The following is a 15,858-nucleotide window of genomic DNA, read 5'->3' as shown; positions in this document are numbered from 1 at the left end:
GATTGCTTAAAAAAGGATTCTACCATCTGATCCCATGGTTTTCAGCACTTTTAGCATACGATTGCGCGCTTTTTTGCCTGAGTTTTGATCACTACAACATGTTGGGGATAATGGCGCGAAGAGGCACAATTTAGCCGGTCTGAAACCCGATTTACAGGTTGCCGTGCAGGCTGAGCATGCAGTAAATCACCATGCCCGCGACCACCAGTCCGCCGCCAAAGCGATGCAGCAGACGGTCGGGTAAGCGGGTCATCGTCAGGATCATGCGTCGCCAGGCGCGTGGCATAAACATCGGTCCCAACCCTTCCAGCACTAATACCAGCGCCAGTGCCATCCAGATGCTTGTTTTCATCTTGCTACCCAAAAAAAAAGGCCGACAACATTGTCGGCCCACAGGTTATATCAGTTCTTAACGTGTCGCGTTAGAGGGCGCCTTCATATATCGGAAGAAGTCGCTATCCGGGCTTAACACCATCACATCCTGATTTTCATTAAAGCTGTTTTCGTAGGCACGCAGGCTACGAATAAAGGCGTAGAAGTCAGGATCTTTGCTGAACGAATCTGCAAACAACCGCGCCGTTTCTGCATCACCGTCACCGCGCGTGATCAGGGCTTCACGCTGGGCTTCAGCCAGCGTACGCGTCACCTGATAATCGGCCTGGGCACGCAGTTTTTCTGCCTCTTCCTGACCCTGTGAACGCTGACTACGCGCTACGGCTTCACGCTCAGCACGCATACGGTTGAAGATTGCATCTGAAACTTCGGTCGGCAGGTTGATCTGCTTGATGCGCACATCCACAACCTGAATACCCAGCGCTGCCATGCTGTTCGGATTCGGTGCCGGCTCGCTGCTGTTGGTTTCACGCTCTACACGGGCTGCTGCGCTGGCAATCGCATCATCAGCTGCAGGCGTGGCGATTTCATCATCGCTGCCCGCAGAACCGGTATTCAGCGCGTCGCGCACATCGGTGGTCAGGCGACCACGGGAATCTGTGACGATATCCTTCACATCCAGACGACCCATTTCAGAACGCAAACGGTCACTGAACTTACGTTTCAGCAGCACTTCTGCCTGAGAAACATCACCGCCACCGGTAGCCAGGTAGTAGCGACTGAAATCGCTGATACGCCACTTGATGTAGGAGTCCACGATCAGATCTTTCTTCTCTTTGGTGACGAAGCGATCGGCCTGGTTATCCATAGTCTGAATGCGTGCATCCAGCGTTTTAACCGTTTCCAGGAATGGGATCTTAAAATGCAGACCCGGCTCAAACACCTGGGGTTTGTTTTCGCCGTCGCGCAGGACTTTACCGAAGCGCAGAACAATGCCTCGCTGCCCTTCCTGCACCACAAACAGCGACGCATAGAGCGCCACCAGCACGACAATGATTAAAAATACTATTGGCTTACGCATCGATTACTCTCTCCCTTCGCGCTGGCTGTCGCTGCGCTGAGCATTCGCCCGACGCTGATCCATGATATTGTCCGGACTGTATGACGACGTGTCATTGCGGCTGGCGTTGCGATCGGAGGTGGCTGGCAGCGAAGAACTGTTACCGCCTTTCTGACCATTCTGACCCGATGTCGCCTGACCGCCACGCATCAGCTGATCCAGCGGCAGCATCATCAGGTTGTTACCCCGATCGTTAACCAGTACTTTGCGGGTATGGCTCAGCACGCGTTCCATGGTCTCGATATAGAGACGCTCTTTAGTGATTTCAGGCGCGGCTTTATACTCCGGCAGAATCTTGGCGAAACGCGCCACTTCACCCTGCGCTTCCAGAACGGTACGCTCTTTGTAAGCGCGCGCTTCTTCCAGAATACGCTGTGCCTGGCCATTAGCACGAGGCTGAACTTCGTTGGCGTAAGCTTCTGCTTCACGGACATACTGTTCGCGGTTTTCACGTGCGGCAATCGCATCATCAAACGCAGACTTCACCTCTTCCGGCGGACGGGCAGCCTGGAAGTTGACGTCCAGCACCGCGATCCCCATGTTGTAAGGGCGAATTGTTTCATCGATTTCACGCTGGGTGTCGCTACGCACCACGGTACGGCCTTCGGTCAGAATGCGGTCCATGGTAGAACGACCAATCACGCCGCGCAGCGCACTGTCAGTCGCCTGACGCAGGCTGTCATCCGCGCTGGTCACGGCATAAAGATAACGTTCCGGATCGGTCACGCGATACTGCACGTTCATTTCCACGCGCACGACGTTTTCATCTGAGGTCAGCATCACGCCAGAAGCCGCCAGTTCACGCACTGCTTCAACGTTAACCGCGCGTACCTGATCAACAAATGTCGGTTTCCAGTTCAGGCCGGGCTCAACCAGGTGACTGAACTTACCGAAGCGCGTTACCACGCCACGTTCCGCTTCTTTGATGGTGTAGAAACCGCTTGCAGCCCAGATGACTACAGCAGCAACAGCCACGATGCCAACGATTTTGCCACCGCTGCCGGAGCCGCGCTGACCGTTGTCGCTCTGTTTGCCACCGCCCAGTCCACCAAGCTTTTTGCTCAGCTTCCGGAAGATATCATCCAGATCAGGAGGTCCGGATTCCCGTCCTCCCTTATTTCCCCCAGAGTTGCCGCCTTGATTATTGCTGCTTCCCCACGGGTCGCGGTCCTGTCCGTTATTTCCGGGCTGATTCCACGCCATGTCTCTACTCCATTTATTGTAATTACGGTTTTTACCCTTCATCTTTCGGATTGCAGCGGTACTGGCTGCCTTCGCTCACCCCGTTCACTTACCTGCGTAAGCGCCCGGGGATTCACTCAGTTGCCGCCTTGCTGAAATCCGAAATACCCGGGTAAATCCTGCGTATTCAGGCCTGCAACGAAAGTGCGACAATCTTCAATTTTTAAGGTAAATGCGTTTGGGCAATATCAAACAATGTAACTGGTCAGCGACGGTTCCTGTTTACATAAACGCATCCACTCAATGATGGGCATACGTATCTGCAATCCTACACTGCCGTCCTCTTCATTCCACTCTTTCTCAATCGCCTGCAACTGATAGAAACGGCTGCGAAGCCGCCCCGCCTCCGGTGGCAGACGTAACGCGTGCTGGGCAATTTCCCCTGACAGGCGCTCGGACAGAGCCTGCCACAGCAACGGAATGCCTGCACCGGTCTGGGCGGAAAGCCAGACGCGGATGGGCAGGTTCTCTTCGTTGCGATCGATACGCGGTTCGAATCCGTCGAGCATATCGATTTTATTCATGACCAGTAAGGTCGGAATTTCGTCCGCTTCAATCTCTTCCAGTACGGCATCGACGGCGGCGATATTTTCCGTAACGCGAAGATCGGCACCATCAATCACGTGCAGTAACAGCGTCGCCTGACGTGTCTCCTGCAGCGTGGCTTTAAATGCGGCAACCAGATCGTGAGGAAGATGGCGAATAAAGCCGACCGTGTCCGCCAGAACCACGTCTCCGACATCGGCAACATTCAGACGACGCAGTGTGGGGTCAAGTGTCGCAAACAGCTGGTCTGCGGCAAAGACGTTGGCAGAGGTCATGGCGTTAAAGAGGGTCGACTTGCCGGCGTTGGTATAACCCACCAGCGAAACAGTTGGCACATCCGCTTTAGCACGAGACTGTCGTCCCTGCTCACGCTGTTTTTCAACCCGCTCAAGACGAGACAGGATCTGACTGATACGTCCGCGCAGAAGACGGCGGTCGGTTTCTAACTGTGTTTCACCCGGGCCACGCAAGCCGATCCCGCCTTTCTGACGTTCAAGGTGCGTCCAGCCACGTACCAGACGTGTCGCAAGATGACGCAGCTGCGCCAGCTCAACCTGCAATTTACCTTCGTGGGTACGCGCGCGTTGGGCAAAAATATCCAGAATAAGACCAGTGCGATCAATGACACGGCATTCGCACAGGCGCTCGAGGTTTCTTTCCTGAGCGGGCGTAAGGGCATGATCGAATAATACGACCGATGCTCCAGTTGTTTTTACCGCATCGGCAATTTCAACGGCTTTTCCTTCACCGACAAAATACTTGGGGTGTGGCGCTTTACGGCTGCCAGTAACCACTTGCAGCGCCTCAACGCCAGCAGAAGAGACCAGGGTTTCAAACTCCTGTAAATCTTCTACTTCTTTGTCTTGGGAGAACCAGATGTGTACCAGTACGGCCTGCTCACCGGCATCATAACGGTCAAACAAGCTATAACCTCGCTAAATAAAAGACCAGGACGGAAAACCGCTGTTCTCCGTTCCTGGCTGTACGGCGACGCGTTATTCTGCGTTATCACCGTCTTGTTGTGGCTGTGGCTGCGCAGATGTGTTGCTGCCACCATGATGGTAATTGTTGCTGCCGCCACCGGTATTATTGCTATGGTGAGAAACCGGGCGCGAAGGAACAACGGTAGAAATGGCGTGCTTATAAACCATCTGGCTTACCGTGTTTTTCAACAAAATGACGAACTGATCAAATGACTCAATCTGACCCTGCAGCTTAATACCGTTAACCAGATAAATCGAAACCGGAACACGTTCACGACGCAGTGCGTTCAAAAACGGGTCTTGTAATGATTGCCCCTTAGCCATTCTATCTTTTCCTTATATGCTTGTTGTTTGTTGCTAGTAGAACCTATGGTTCTGAAAAAAACTGCGTAAAAATTTGCGCACGATAACCCATCAATTGTACACAATCACCCATGCTTCGCACTAAGAACCTGTAACACTGTATCACGCGCCAGCCGGGGCTCGTCACTGTCAAGCCAGTGAACATTTTCCCAACCGCGTAACCAGGTCATCTGTCGCTTAGCAAGCTGCCGGGTTGCGCAAATTCCCCGATAAACCATCTCGCTGTAATCGATTTCGCCCGACAAATAAGACCACATCTGACGATAACCAACACAACGAATGGAAGGCATGTCCGTATGCAAATCACCTCGTGCAAACAGGGCCCGAGACTCCGCTTCAAATCCTGACGCCAACATCTGCTCAAAACGCAACGCGATGCGCTGGTGCAGCAATTCGCGGCTCGCGGGGGCGATGGCAAACTGTTGCACGTCGTAGGGTAACGCTTCACCGGATGTTTTTGTCAGTTCCGTTAAAGTTTTACCCGAAATAAAAAAAACTTCCAGTGCTCGCGAAAGTCTCTGCGGATCATTCGGATGAATACGACTGCCGGCAACCGGGTCGATTTCACACAGCTGGCGGTGTAAAGCTTCCCAGCCTTTTTCACGCGCCGTTTGCTCTATCCGCTGACGAACGTCGGGATCGGCCGAGGGCAACGGCGACAATCCTTCAAGTAACGCCTTGAAGTAGAGCATGGTTCCACCAACAAGCAACGGTATTCGTCCGGCTTCAACGATATCCGCCATTTCTGCTAAAGCATCCCGCCGGAACTCCGCTGCCGAATAAGCTTCTGCGGGGTCGCGGATGTCGAGCAGACGATGGGGCGCCACTGCTAACTCCTCAGCCGACGGTTTCGCCGTGCCAATATCCATCTGACGATAGATTAAGGCAGAATCTACGCTGATTAGTTCCACTGGTAACTGCTTACGCAATTCAATTGCTAAAGCCGTTTTGCCAGACGCCGTGGGTCCCATCAAAAAAATAGCCTTTGGCCGGCCAGCCTGGTTTAGTTCACTCATGCTTCAACGCGTTGACCGCGCTCTCAATCTCTATGGGCTGTAATAAGCCTGAAGGCGGCGATTTCAGCAGCTGAGGGCAAAGCCGTTCAAGCTCTGCCAGCAGGTTGATCGCCTGTGAGTGATTCCAGTCAGAGGACTCTGTTTCCTGACGCCGCGCCAGCCACTGGGCCAGTTGCGTCGCAGAGTTCTCCTGCTGCCGGGCGAGATAGCCTAACAGCTCAGGAATCAAGATTTGTAAATTTTGTGTTCGTAATGGTAAAGGCACCGCGCGCAACGTCACGTGGTCTCCTTCGGGCTGAAGTTCAATACCCATCTGATTGAGCAGGCTGCTATTTTCTTTTGCCGCCTGTCGTTCTTCCTGGGCGATTTTCAGGCGCACCGGGATCAGCAATGGCTGCGGTTTAAGTCCCTCTTCGCCTGGTTCAAGCTGCGCCTGTTTCAGCCAGCGCGCCGCCACCGGCAACGCCATCAGCATTAATGTCTGATCCTGCTCCAGCAGTGCAAAATGATTGTGCAACACGGTCAGTACACGGCCAAAACTTTGAGCATGCGCGGCCAGTGGCGAAGGTCTTTCGGCCTGACGCGCTATCGGCTCGCGGGCTTTTGGTGGTGATGACGTGCTGACAGGGGTTTTCAGTAACTGCTGATAAACCGCCCCTTCACGCTGACGATACACATTCTCTTTGTTCTGCCAGGCCGGTGCAGGCTGTGCTTCACGCCCCGATGCTGAAGGCTTCTTCTCGCCGGCGGACGCCGCAGGCTGCGCAAAATGATTACCGCCTGCTGCCTGACGGTTTTCCGGCTGCCAGCGCGGTGCGGGCTCTTCTGCCTGGAGTGCAGGTAAGGTCGGTGCCGCCATCGCCTGCAATGCGCTGACCACACCCTGATAGATAAAATCATGCACCAGGCGTGACTGATGAAACCGTACTTCGTGCTTGGCCGGATGGACGTTGACATCAACCTGATGCGGGTCAATCTCCAGATAGAGCACATAAGCGGGCTGCTGGTCATCCTGAAGCTGGGTCTGGAACGCCTGGCGGATAGCGTGGTTAATCAGCTTATCGCGCATCATCCGGCCATTCACATAGCAATACTGCAGATCGGTGACCTGGCGCGAACCGGCAGGGTCGGCAACCCAGCCGCGCAGCGAGAGGTCGTCATGCTGCCAGTCGATGCGCAGCGCATGCTGCATAAACGTGGTGCCGCAGATAGAAGCCAGTCGCCGTTCGCGCTGGCTCTCCTCGCTGACGGCCCGATACTGACGCATCATTTTACCGTTGTGGCTCAGCGACAGTGCCACGTCAAAACGTGCCAGGGCAATACGGCGAATGACCTCGTCGATATGACCGAACTCCGTTTTCTCGGTGCGCATAAATTTGCGGCGTGCCGGCGTGTTATAAAACAGGTCCAGTACTTCCAGCGTGGTACCGCAGGGATGCGCCGCCGGTTTAACCGTTACCGCCATATCACGCCCTTCTGCATAGGCCTGCCAGGCTTCAGTTTGATCGGCGGTGCGTGAGGTGAGTGTCAGGCGGGAGACAGAACTGATACTGGCCAACGCTTCACCGCGAAAACCCAGGCTCATGATCGCTTCCAGGTCATCCAGTGAGGCTATTTTACTGGTGGCGTGTCGGGCGAGTGCCATCGACAGCTCGCTTTTCACGATGCCGCAGCCGTTGTCACGAATACGAATCAGCTTTGCGCCGCCCTTTTCAATATCAACGTCAATGCGCGTCGCGCCGGCATCCAGGCTATTCTCCACCAGCTCTTTAACCACGGAGGCAGGACGCTCAACCACTTCACCCGCCGCAATCTGGTTAGCCAGCTGGGGTGGTAAAATTTGAATCGGCATGATTTTCCTTTTAGCTGGCAGCCCGGTGCAGTGGCCGGGCAAACAATCAGGATGCAGGAATTTTCAGGTTCTGCCCCAACATGACGTTGGTCGACTTCAGATTATTAGTCTGCATTATCGCTTTCGGACTGACGCCGTAGTGTGCGGCAATGCCGGTTAATGAATCACCCACCACAACTTTGTGGCGCACAACGCCGCGTGACTTAGCGGGCGCGGTGCGACTGGCGACTGCACTAGCCGGCACTTTCAGCCGCTGTCCGACCCACACCACATCCCGCTTCAGGGTATTCATCTCACGCAGGGTGTCCATGCTGACGCCATACTTCGCGGCAATCCCGGAAAGTGTCTCACCGCGCGTTACCGTATGGCGCTGCGTTGCGCCGGTATATTGCGTCACTCCGGTCGCCGGGTTGCTGGCGACGCTAACCGCTGGCGACGAGCCCAGCGGCCGGTTTTCCTCCTTTGGGATGGATTGTAGCGGGTGCGCCAGGAAATAAGTGCGCAGACCTTTGTAGATCGACTGCGCAATCTTATCCTGGTGTGCGCTACTGCCTAGCAGTCGCTCCTCCGAGGAATTACTGATAAAGCCGGTTTCCACCAGCAAAGAAGGAATATCGGGCGAACGCAGCACGCCCAGGCTGGCATGCTCAGGCAGACGTTTGTGCAGCGAGGTGACGCTGCGCATCTGCTGCAAGACTTTCTGCGCGATGTCATAACCAACACGCTGCGAGTGGCCGAACTGCAAATCCAGTACTGCCTGGCTGAGGTAGGGATCGGCCTGACTGTTAGCCAGCAGATCACCCGCGCCGCCCAGCAGCTCAGACTGTTTCTCTTTCTGCTCCAGCCAGTTTGCCATCTCGTTGTTGGCGCGACGGTTGGACAGGACCCAGACCGAGGCGCCGGTCGCCGCATGGCTTGGCGCGGCGTCAGCGTGAATAGAGACCAGCACGTTAGCATTGGCTTTACGCGCCACGTCGGAACGTCCCATGACCGAGATAAAATAGTCGCCATCGCGCGTCAGGACGCCTTTGAACATCGGATCGTTATTGAGCAACACCCGCAGTTTGCGGGCAATGGCGATAGTGACGTTTTTCTCTTTCAGTCCGCGCTGCCCGATAGCGCCGGGATCCTGACCGCCATGTCCGGCATCGATTGCCACAATCACAGTGTCATTCTGGCTGACGGCAGTGCCGGGACGTACGGAACTCGCGGTGCTGGTCACGGACGTCACCGGATTCGAATTGAACGGGTTAGCCGCTGCGGCACTCTGCACAGGTACGCGCGTCGGTGCTGTGACGGGCGCAGGCACACTGCGCGTGACAGCGGGCGGCTTGCCGGTAATCGTGAAGACCACGCTGTAGCTGTTGCCGTTGCGCTGGGTGACTGCCCGGGTTTTACCCGCCTGCGTCAGTTCAAACACCAGCCGCACGCTCTGTTTGTCTTTTGGGGTGCTGGTACGAATTCGCTTTACGATGTTTTCGCCACTGAAATTCAGCGGCAGTCCCTGAACTACGCCGCTCTGGCGCACATCCAGCACCACACGATTCGGGTTGTGCAGAGAGAAGAAGGCATAGACCGGCTGTCCGGCAAAATTCAGCGTAACGGTAGCCTGACTATCGCCATTGGCCACTTTGATATCAGACAGCGTGGCGGCAAACAGGGGCGTATAGACCAGCAGCATCAGTGATACCAGTGCTATTTTCATCCGTGACATCATGCCTGATCCCTGCCCTGACCAACGCGTTCAAGCCATTGCTGGCCAGACGCGGATTGTGCCGTCAGTTCCGCTTCACGCGCCTCACCCACATAACGCAGCGTTAAGGTAAGATCGGGCTGCGGCAGAAAACCGGCACCCTGCTGCGGCCATTCCACCAGACAGATGGCTTCACCGCTGAAGTAGTCGCGGATGCCCATAAACTCAAGCTCTTCGGGATCCGCAAGGCGATAGAGGTCGAAGTGATAGAGCGTACGGTCATCCAGCGAGTAAGGTTCAACGAGGGTGTAAGTAGGACTTTTGACATTGCCCTGATGGCCCAGCGCCTGCAGAAAGCCGCGGCTGAAGGTGGTTTTACCCGCCCCCAGATCGCCATAGAGATAAATCACTGCCGCGCTGCCACAGGCGCGCGCCAGCTGAGCGCCCAAACTGAGCGTAGCCGCCTCATCGGGCAAAGAGATAACACAGGTCTTCATGCTTCTTTATTCATCTCAGGATTAACAAACTGCCACAGCAGATCCAGTAAATCAGTGGCCAACATACCGCGAGTACCGCGTTCTGCCGCAACCGCATCGGCCGCTGCACCATGTGCAACGCAACCCGCGCAGGCCGCATCGAACAGCGTCAGTTTCTGACCCACCAGCGAGGCGATAATTCCACTCAGGAGATCGCCCATACCGCCGGAAGCCATACCGGCATTGCCCACATCCGCAACGGCCATTTCGCCCTGCTCGCTGGCAATCAGCGTGCCGGCACCTTTCAGTACCACTACGCCACCATAACGCTGCGCCAATGTCTGCGCTGCATGTAAGCGGTCACTCTCAATTTCACTGGTCTCGATATTCAGCAAACGCGCCGCTTCGCCGGGATGCGGCGTAATAATGCGATTCTGACGTTTCTCAGCACTGATTGCCAGCAGGTTAAGCGCATCCGCGTCCCAAAGCATCGGCTTTTCACTGCCTGCTACCCGCTTCAGTGCCTGCTTTCCCCACTCACGCTGACCCAGACCGGGTCCAATCGCAATGACATCAGCCCACTCCAGCGCCTCCGTCAGGCGTTCATCCGTCAGCTCATCGACCATAATTTCAGGCCGTGCGGTCAGAATCGGAATAATATTATCTTTGTGAGTAAGTACTCGCACCAATCCACTGCCGGTGCGTAACGCGGCTTCTGCCGTCATGCGTACTGCGCCAGCGGTACCTGCATCGCCTCCCACAATCAGCAGCCGGCCATGACTGCCCTTGTGCGAGGTCGGTCTGCGTGGCTTAAGCCAGCGGGTTAATGTGCTGGCATCATAACGGGCGATAGGCGCCTCTTCTCCAGCCAGAAAAGCAGCCAGACCAAGATCGGCATACCAGAGCTTTCCGATGTAGTCTCGCGCCTTGCCGGTGATCTGGCCCGGTTTCAGGGCGACCATACTCAGCGTGTGACTGGCATTAATCACCTCGCCGGGCGCGGTGCCGTTGCGCGCGGATAAGCCGGAGGGCATATCAATGGCGACTGTCGGTGCTGCATCGGCGTTTGCCCGCTGGATCAGCGTGGCATAGGGCTCTTCGGGCGCGCGATTGCTGCCGGTTCCCAGCAGGGCATCGACAATCACATCAATCTGCTCTGGCCAGGCCGCATCGGCCGCATGGATTTCACCGCCCGCGTCCAGCCATGCGTCCCGCGCGCGCTGCGCCTCTTCCGGCAGCGCTTTTTCACTTTCGCATGCCAGCACCGTTATGGTTTTTCCCGCCGCCTGGCCCAGTCGTGCCAGCACATAGCCATCACCGCCGTTATTGCCGTGACCGCACAGGATTAGCCAGTGGCTGGCTTCGGGCCAGTGGGCTGTCAGATGCTCGTAAGCGGCCTGCCCGGCACGCTGCATCAGCTCATACAGAGTAATCCCGAGCACATCGGCTCCCTCTTGTTCAAGCTGCGCCACAGCCTGCGCAGGCCAGACAGAATATGGTAAACTGCGGCTGTTTTTCTTCGAATCCTGGTCACTCATGTCATACCCTCTCGATCTTCATGAACTCGCACAACAGATTAAACAGTGGGGATTAGACCTCGGCTTTCAGCAGGTCGGCATCACCGATACCGATCTCAGTGCAGAAGAGCCGCGCCTGCAGGAATGGCTGGATAAGCAGTATCATGGTGAGATGGCATGGATGGCGCGACACGGCATGATGCGGGCGCGTCCTCATGAGTTGCTGCCCGGCACGCTGCGCGTCATCAGCGTTCGTATGAACTACCTTCCGGCCAAAGCTGCCTTTGCCAGCACGCTGAAAAATCCCCGACTGGGCTATGTCAGCCGTTATGCACTCGGACGTGATTACCACAAAGTATTGCGCAATCGACTGAAAAAGCTCGGAGAAATGATCCAGCAGCACTGTGGCGAGCTGAATTTCCGGCCGTTTGTGGATTCGGCACCGCTGCTTGAGCGCCCGCTGGCGGCCAAAGCCGGACTCGGCTGGACCGGCAAACATTCGCTGATACTGAATCGGGAAGCCGGCTCGTGGTTTTTCCTCGGCGAGCTGCTGATCGACATTCCGCTGCCGGTCGACTCCCCGCAGCAGGAGCAGTGTGGCCGCTGCGTTGCCTGCATGACCATCTGCCCTACCAGCGCTATCGTTGAGCCTTACGTCGTCGATGCCCGGCGCTGTATCTCCTATCTCACCATTGAGCTGGAAGGGGCAATCCCGGAAGAATTTCGCCCGCTGATGGGCAACCGGATTTATGGCTGCGATGACTGCCAGCTGATCTGTCCGTGGAATCGCTATGGGCAACTCAGTGACGAAAGCGACTTTTCACCGCGCGCGGCGTTACATGCATCGGAGCTGCTCGATCTGTTTCAGTGGGATGAAGCGAAATTTTTACGCATCACGGAAGGCTCAGCGATTCGCCGTATTGGCCATTTGCGCTGGCTGCGCAATATTGCCGTGGCGCTGGGTAATGCACCCTGGTCGCCCCAGATTATTCAGGTGCTGGAACAACGACTCGGTGAGAGTGAACTGCTGGATGAACATATTCAGTGGGCAGTGATGCAACAGCAGCAGAAACGCGAGCAGCTGGTAGTTGAAGTGCAGCCCGCCCAGCAGAAACGGCTGGTTCGTGCAGTTGAGAAGGGTTTACCGCGTGATGCATGATTGAACAGCGAGCCGCTGGATATCGTTTTCCACATGCTGTGAATAAAAATAAAAAGCTGTTGTCATTCAACTGCAACAACGCTGATTTCACTGCGAAATAACAAATTGAAATATCTTCATAAACATAAATATCAACAACTTATGAAAAAGTTGTGTTTATTTAATAATGACACTACCGCTGCGGTTAAATCACAAAGCTGTGGATAAGTCTGTTCAGAACACATTTACAGATCGCCCTGACAGGCACGAAAGATGGGAGGTGGTGCTGTGGATAACCTTCAGGAGACAACTAAAATCACGCGACCAAAAACAGTCGTATAACGAACTGAAACAGGGGGTGATGTAAAATCTGGAGCGGGAAACGAGACTCGAACTCGCGACCCCGACCTTGGCAAGGTCGTGCTCTACCAACTGAGCTATTCCCGCATAGAAGGGTACTGCTTTATAAAACTGGAGCGGGAAACGAGACTCGAACTCGCGACCCCGACCTTGGCAAGGTCGTGCTCTACCAACTGAGCTATTCCCGCAAAGAGGTTACTGCTTGCATTTTAAATCTGGAGCGGGAAACGAGACTCGAACTCGCGACCCCGACCTTGGCAAGGTCGTGCTCTACCAACTGAGCTATTCCCGCGCCTTGTACCGATACTAAATTCTTCACCGGTACGGGGTGCGCATTATACGAGAAATCGTTGCTGCTGCAAGCGTCTGAAAGCAAAATTTTTCGCTTTCCGCGCGTTTGCTGATTAAATCAGCAACCTGGTGATTTCATGCGCACCCGTCGTCGATTAAAGCTGCAAAAAGTGTTCGCGGTAGTAAGCCAGCTCCGCCACCGACTCGCGGATATCATCCAGCGCCTGGTGCGTACCGCCTTTTTTGAAGCCAGGCAGGATTTCCGGTTTCCAGCGACGAGCCAGCTCTTTCAGGGTACTGACATCCAGATAGCGATAGTGGAAATACGCTTCCAGCTCAGGCATGTACTTAAACAGGAAGCGGCGATCCTGCCCGATACTGTTGCCACAGATTGGCGACGTGTTAGCCGGCACCCACTGTTTCAGGAATTCAATAGTCGCCAGTTCGGCTGCGCGATCGTCAATCTGGCTTTCCTTCACCCGCGCAACCAGGCCGCTGCTGGTGTGGGTGCGGACATTCCACTCATCCATCAGCGCCAGCTGCGCATCGGACTGATGGACGGCCATGACCGGCCCTTCCGCCAGAATGTTCAGGTTGGCGTCAGTCACCAGGGTCGCAATTTCAATAATACGATCGTGCGTCGGATCAAGTCCGGTCATCTCAAGATCAATCCAGATCAGATTCTGTTCATTTCCAGTAGCCATGCTGTTTCCTGCGGTTGCTGTAGTCGTCATTCACGATGAATAAGGTGTATCATAGACGTTTTGCCCAGCCGGGCGAAATCTGGCTAACGCTGTGAGGGTGAGTGAGTAAAAATAAACTGTCGAAGGGCCAACAACGTCGCGTAAGCGCTAACCACGATCGCCGTCTCAACCAGCGCAGAGAGCGTCCGGAAGCGGATGACAACCTGTTTGGTGAAGCTGCAGATGGGGTCGTTGTGAGCCGTTTTGGCATGCATGCTGATGTTGAGGATAGCGCAGGCGTCGCCCACCGCTGCAATATCCGCCGTACTATCCGTTCACTGGTTACGGGCGACCGGGTGCTGTGGCGTCCGGCCACCAGCGGCGGCAAAGGCATTGTTGAAGCGGTGCATGAACGCACCAGCGTATTAACCCGCCCCGATTTTTACGACGGCGTGAAGCCGATGGCGGCGAATATCGATCAGATCATCATCGTCTCTGCGATCCTGCCGGAACTGTCGCTGAACATCATCGATCGCTATCTGGTGGCCAGTGAAACGCTGGACATCGAACCCTTACTGGTCCTGAACAAAACCGATCTGCTGGATGACGAGGCGCGCGCCTTTGTTGATCAGCAGATGGATATCTATCGCGATATTGGCTATCGCGTGGTGATGGTCTCCAGCCGGGCGAAAAACGGTCTGGACGATCTGGAAGCGGCCTTAACCGACCGCGTGAGTATCTTTGCCGGTCAGTCTGGCGTCGGTAAGTCGAGCCTGCTGAATGCCCTGCTCGGCTTCGACAAAGATGAGCAGGTCGCGATTCTGACCAACGAAGTATCAGATGGCTCAGGCCTGGGCCAGCACACCACCACCGCATCCCGCCTGTATCACTTCCCGCATGGCGGCGATGTGATCGATTCTCCCGGCGTGCGTGAGTTTGGTTTGTGGCATCTGGAGCCGGAACAGGTTACGCGTGGCTTTGTCGAATTCCGCCCCTTCCTGGGCTATTGCAAATTCCGTGACTGCAAACATGGCAGCGATCCCGGCTGTGCGATTCGTGAAGCGGTCGAACAGGGAAAAATCAACCGGTCCCGTTTCGATAACTACCACCGTATTCTGGAGAGCATGGCGCAGGTAAAAACGCGTAAAAATTTCCCTGATGGTGAAAGTTAATCGGTATAACCGCGTCTGAGCAAATAAGCCGCTGCATTTTGCGAGGTGGATTCCGATCAGGCGTCCGGACCGTGCAGCGTGCCAGAAATCAGGTATAGTCGCCATCTGAACGGGGCACTGCTACAATCCGCCCCCTTTTTTACCATGTCCTGAAATAGCCAGGAGGCTAAGGTGTTTGATCGTTTAAAACTCGGCTTGAATCATATTCTCCCGAAGAAATGGCTGACTGAACTTGCCGGTTGGGGCGCCAGTCGCCGCGGTGGTTGGTTGACCAAACTGGTCATTGACATCTTTGTCTGGTTTTACAAAGTCGACATGGCGGAGGCGCGCAAGCCCGATACCGCCAGCTATCGCACGTTTAATGACTTTTTCGTTCGTCCGCTGAAAGACGATGCGCGTCCGGTGGATGCAGACGCCAGCCTGATCGCCCTGCCCGCAGATGGTGCTATCAGCCAGCTTGGACATATTCATGGCGATCAGATTTTCCAGGCTAAAGGTCATCACTACACCATCGATGCTCTGCTGGCGGGTGATGAGCGGATGGCCGCTCAGTTTGTGGAGGGTGAGTTCGTCACCACCTATCTGGCTCCACGCGATTATCACCGCGTCCACATGCCGTGCAACGGTATCCTGCGTGAGATGATTTATGTGCCTGGCGATCTCTATTCAGTCAACCCGCTGACCGCACGTAATATTCCCAACCTGTTTGCCCGTAACGAGCGCGTCATCTGCTATTTCGAAACGGATATCGGACCGATGGTGCAGATTCTGGTGGGTGCGACGATTGTCGGCAGCATTGAAACGGTCTGGGCGGGCACCATCACGCCACCGCGTGAAGGTGTGATCAAACGCTGGCACTATCCGGCAGCGGATGATGAAGGCGCGGTAGTACTGCTGAAAGGACAGGAAATGGGCCGCTTTAAACTTGGCTCTACCGTCATCAACCTGTTCGCACCTGGCCGCGTCAAACTGGCTGAAAGTCTGGAAGCAGAAAGCAAAACCCGTCTGGGCCAACCGCTGGCGATCGCGCTGCCTGTGGCGACAGACATTTCCGACGTCATCGTCGACTAAAT

General features: G+C 55.3%; 14 protein-coding genes and 3 tRNA genes. 3 read left to right on the top strand and 14 right to left on the bottom strand.

Features of this window, described 5'->3' with window-relative positions; translation table 11 throughout:
* Positions 1-151: 151 nt before the first annotated feature.
* The 10 genes from EGO56_RS02715 to nnr all read right to left on the bottom strand — a co-directional run bounded on the left by EGO56_RS02715 (position 152) and on the right by nnr (position 11,162).
* Positions 152-352 carry a DUF2065 domain-containing protein gene (locus EGO56_RS02715; RefSeq protein WP_010256126.1) on the bottom strand — a complete coding sequence of 67 codons (201 nt, stop codon included), beginning with the start codon at positions 350-352 and terminating at the stop codon, positions 152-154.
* A gap of 57 nt (positions 353-409) precedes the next feature.
* A complete protein-coding gene (gene hflC / locus EGO56_RS02710) occupies positions 410-1,414 on the bottom strand; it encodes a protease modulator HflC (RefSeq protein WP_013359179.1) in 1,005 nt (334 codons plus the stop codon).
* A 3-nt stretch (positions 1,415-1,417) separates the two neighbouring features.
* Positions 1,418-2,656: an FtsH protease activity modulator HflK gene (gene hflK, locus EGO56_RS02705; protein WP_013359180.1), complete on the bottom strand. Its 1,239-nt coding sequence runs from the start codon at positions 2,654-2,656 to the stop codon at positions 1,418-1,420.
* Between the two features lie 227 nt (positions 2,657-2,883).
* Positions 2,884-4,164 carry a ribosome rescue GTPase HflX gene (gene hflX, locus EGO56_RS02700; RefSeq protein WP_013359181.1) on the bottom strand — a complete coding sequence of 427 codons (1,281 nt, stop codon included), beginning with the start codon at positions 4,162-4,164 and terminating at the stop codon, positions 2,884-2,886.
* A gap of 72 nt (positions 4,165-4,236) precedes the next feature.
* The gene (gene hfq / locus EGO56_RS02695) at positions 4,237-4,548 is read right to left on the bottom strand and encodes an RNA chaperone Hfq (RefSeq protein ID WP_009087468.1); all 312 of its coding nucleotides are present in this window, start codon (positions 4,546-4,548) and stop codon (positions 4,237-4,239) included.
* Positions 4,549-4,652: 104 nt separating this feature from the next.
* On the bottom strand, positions 4,653-5,603 hold the full coding sequence (gene miaA / locus EGO56_RS02690; protein WP_013359182.1) for a tRNA (adenosine(37)-N6)-dimethylallyltransferase MiaA: 951 nt from the start codon (positions 5,601-5,603) through the stop codon (positions 4,653-4,655).
* Entirely contained in the window at positions 5,596-7,455 is a 1,860-nt protein-coding gene (mutL, locus tag EGO56_RS02685; RefSeq protein WP_135907629.1) for a DNA mismatch repair endonuclease MutL, read from the bottom strand. Before mutL ends, miaA begins: the two co-directional genes overlap by 8 nt.
* 46 nt (positions 7,456-7,501) lie before the next feature.
* Complete coding sequence (gene amiB / locus EGO56_RS02680; RefSeq protein ID WP_135907628.1) at positions 7,502-9,172, bottom strand: N-acetylmuramoyl-L-alanine amidase AmiB; 1,671 nt, start codon at positions 9,170-9,172, stop codon at positions 7,502-7,504.
* Complete coding sequence (gene tsaE, locus EGO56_RS02675) at positions 9,169-9,645, bottom strand: tRNA (adenosine(37)-N6)-threonylcarbamoyltransferase complex ATPase subunit type 1 TsaE (RefSeq protein ID WP_135907627.1); 477 nt, start codon at positions 9,643-9,645, stop codon at positions 9,169-9,171. Before tsaE ends, amiB begins: the two co-directional genes overlap by 4 nt.
* Entirely contained in the window at positions 9,642-11,162 is a 1,521-nt protein-coding gene (gene nnr, locus EGO56_RS02670) for a bifunctional ADP-dependent NAD(P)H-hydrate dehydratase/NAD(P)H-hydrate epimerase (RefSeq protein ID WP_135907626.1), read from the bottom strand. The genes tsaE and nnr overlap by 4 nt, the downstream gene beginning before the upstream one ends.
* Between nnr and queG the strand changes: the two genes are divergently transcribed.
* Positions 11,161-12,300, top strand: a complete 1,140-nt coding sequence (gene queG, locus EGO56_RS02665) for a tRNA epoxyqueuosine(34) reductase QueG (RefSeq protein WP_135907625.1) — start codon at positions 11,161-11,163, stop codon at positions 12,298-12,300. The genes nnr and queG overlap by 2 nt on opposite strands.
* A gap of 350 nt (positions 12,301-12,650) precedes the next feature.
* On the opposite strand, the gene EGO56_RS02660 is transcribed toward queG, so the two are convergent.
* The 4 genes from EGO56_RS02660 to orn form a co-directional block, all read right to left on the bottom strand.
* Positions 12,651-12,726, bottom strand: a tRNA-Gly gene (locus EGO56_RS02660).
* A gap of 25 nt (positions 12,727-12,751) precedes the next feature.
* A tRNA-Gly gene (locus tag EGO56_RS02655) sits at positions 12,752-12,827 on the bottom strand.
* Positions 12,828-12,855: 28 nt separating this feature from the next.
* Positions 12,856-12,931: transfer RNA gene (locus EGO56_RS02650), tRNA-Gly, on the bottom strand.
* A gap of 154 nt (positions 12,932-13,085) precedes the next feature.
* On the bottom strand, positions 13,086-13,634 hold the full coding sequence (gene orn, locus EGO56_RS02645) for an oligoribonuclease (RefSeq protein ID WP_135907624.1): 549 nt from the start codon (positions 13,632-13,634) through the stop codon (positions 13,086-13,088).
* A 101-nt stretch (positions 13,635-13,735) separates the two neighbouring features.
* On the opposite strand from orn, the gene rsgA reads away from it, so the two are divergent.
* Positions 13,736-14,785, top strand: a complete 1,050-nt coding sequence (gene rsgA, locus EGO56_RS02640) for a small ribosomal subunit biogenesis GTPase RsgA (RefSeq protein WP_135907623.1) — start codon at positions 13,736-13,738, stop codon at positions 14,783-14,785.
* Positions 14,786-14,956: 171 nt separating this feature from the next.
* Entirely contained in the window at positions 14,957-15,856 is a 900-nt protein-coding gene (asd, locus tag EGO56_RS02635) for an archaetidylserine decarboxylase (RefSeq protein ID WP_013359189.1), read from the top strand.
* Positions 15,857-15,858 lie beyond the last annotated feature (2 nt).

The sequence above is a fragment of the Pantoea vagans genome (assembly GCF_004792415.1).
GTDB lineage: Bacteria > Pseudomonadota > Gammaproteobacteria > Enterobacterales > Enterobacteriaceae > Pantoea > Pantoea vagans.
This window is presented reverse-complemented; position numbering and strand designations above follow the sequence as displayed.

Bases quoted from the DNA above. Each gene is read 5' to 3' on its own strand.
- queG (WP_135907625.1), top strand. From the start codon at position 11,161: ATGTCATACCCTCTCGATCTTCATGAACTCGCACAACAGATTAAACAG.
- hfq (WP_009087468.1), bottom strand. From the start codon at position 4,548: ATGGCTAAGGGGCAATCATTACAAGACCCGTTTTTGAACGCACTGCGT.
- amiB (WP_135907628.1), bottom strand. From the start codon at position 9,172: ATGATGTCACGGATGAAAATAGCACTGGTATCACTGATGCTGCTGGTC.
- hflC (WP_013359179.1), bottom strand. From the start codon at position 1,414: ATGCGTAAGCCAATAGTATTTTTAATCATTGTCGTGCTGGTGGCGCTC.
- tsaE (WP_135907627.1), bottom strand. From the start codon at position 9,645: ATGAAGACCTGTGTTATCTCTTTGCCCGATGAGGCGGCTACGCTCAGT.
- EGO56_RS02715 (WP_010256126.1), bottom strand. From the start codon at position 352: ATGAAAACAAGCATCTGGATGGCACTGGCGCTGGTATTAGTGCTGGAA.
- orn (WP_135907624.1), bottom strand. From the start codon at position 13,634: ATGGCTACTGGAAATGAACAGAATCTGATCTGGATTGATCTTGAGATG.
- nnr (WP_135907626.1), bottom strand. From the start codon at position 11,162: ATGAGTGACCAGGATTCGAAGAAAAACAGCCGCAGTTTACCATATTCT.
- miaA (WP_013359182.1), bottom strand. From the start codon at position 5,603: ATGAGTGAACTAAACCAGGCTGGCCGGCCAAAGGCTATTTTTTTGATG.
- hflK (WP_013359180.1), bottom strand. From the start codon at position 2,656: ATGGCGTGGAATCAGCCCGGAAATAACGGACAGGACCGCGACCCGTGG.
- mutL (WP_135907629.1), bottom strand. From the start codon at position 7,455: ATGCCGATTCAAATTTTACCACCCCAGCTGGCTAACCAGATTGCGGCG.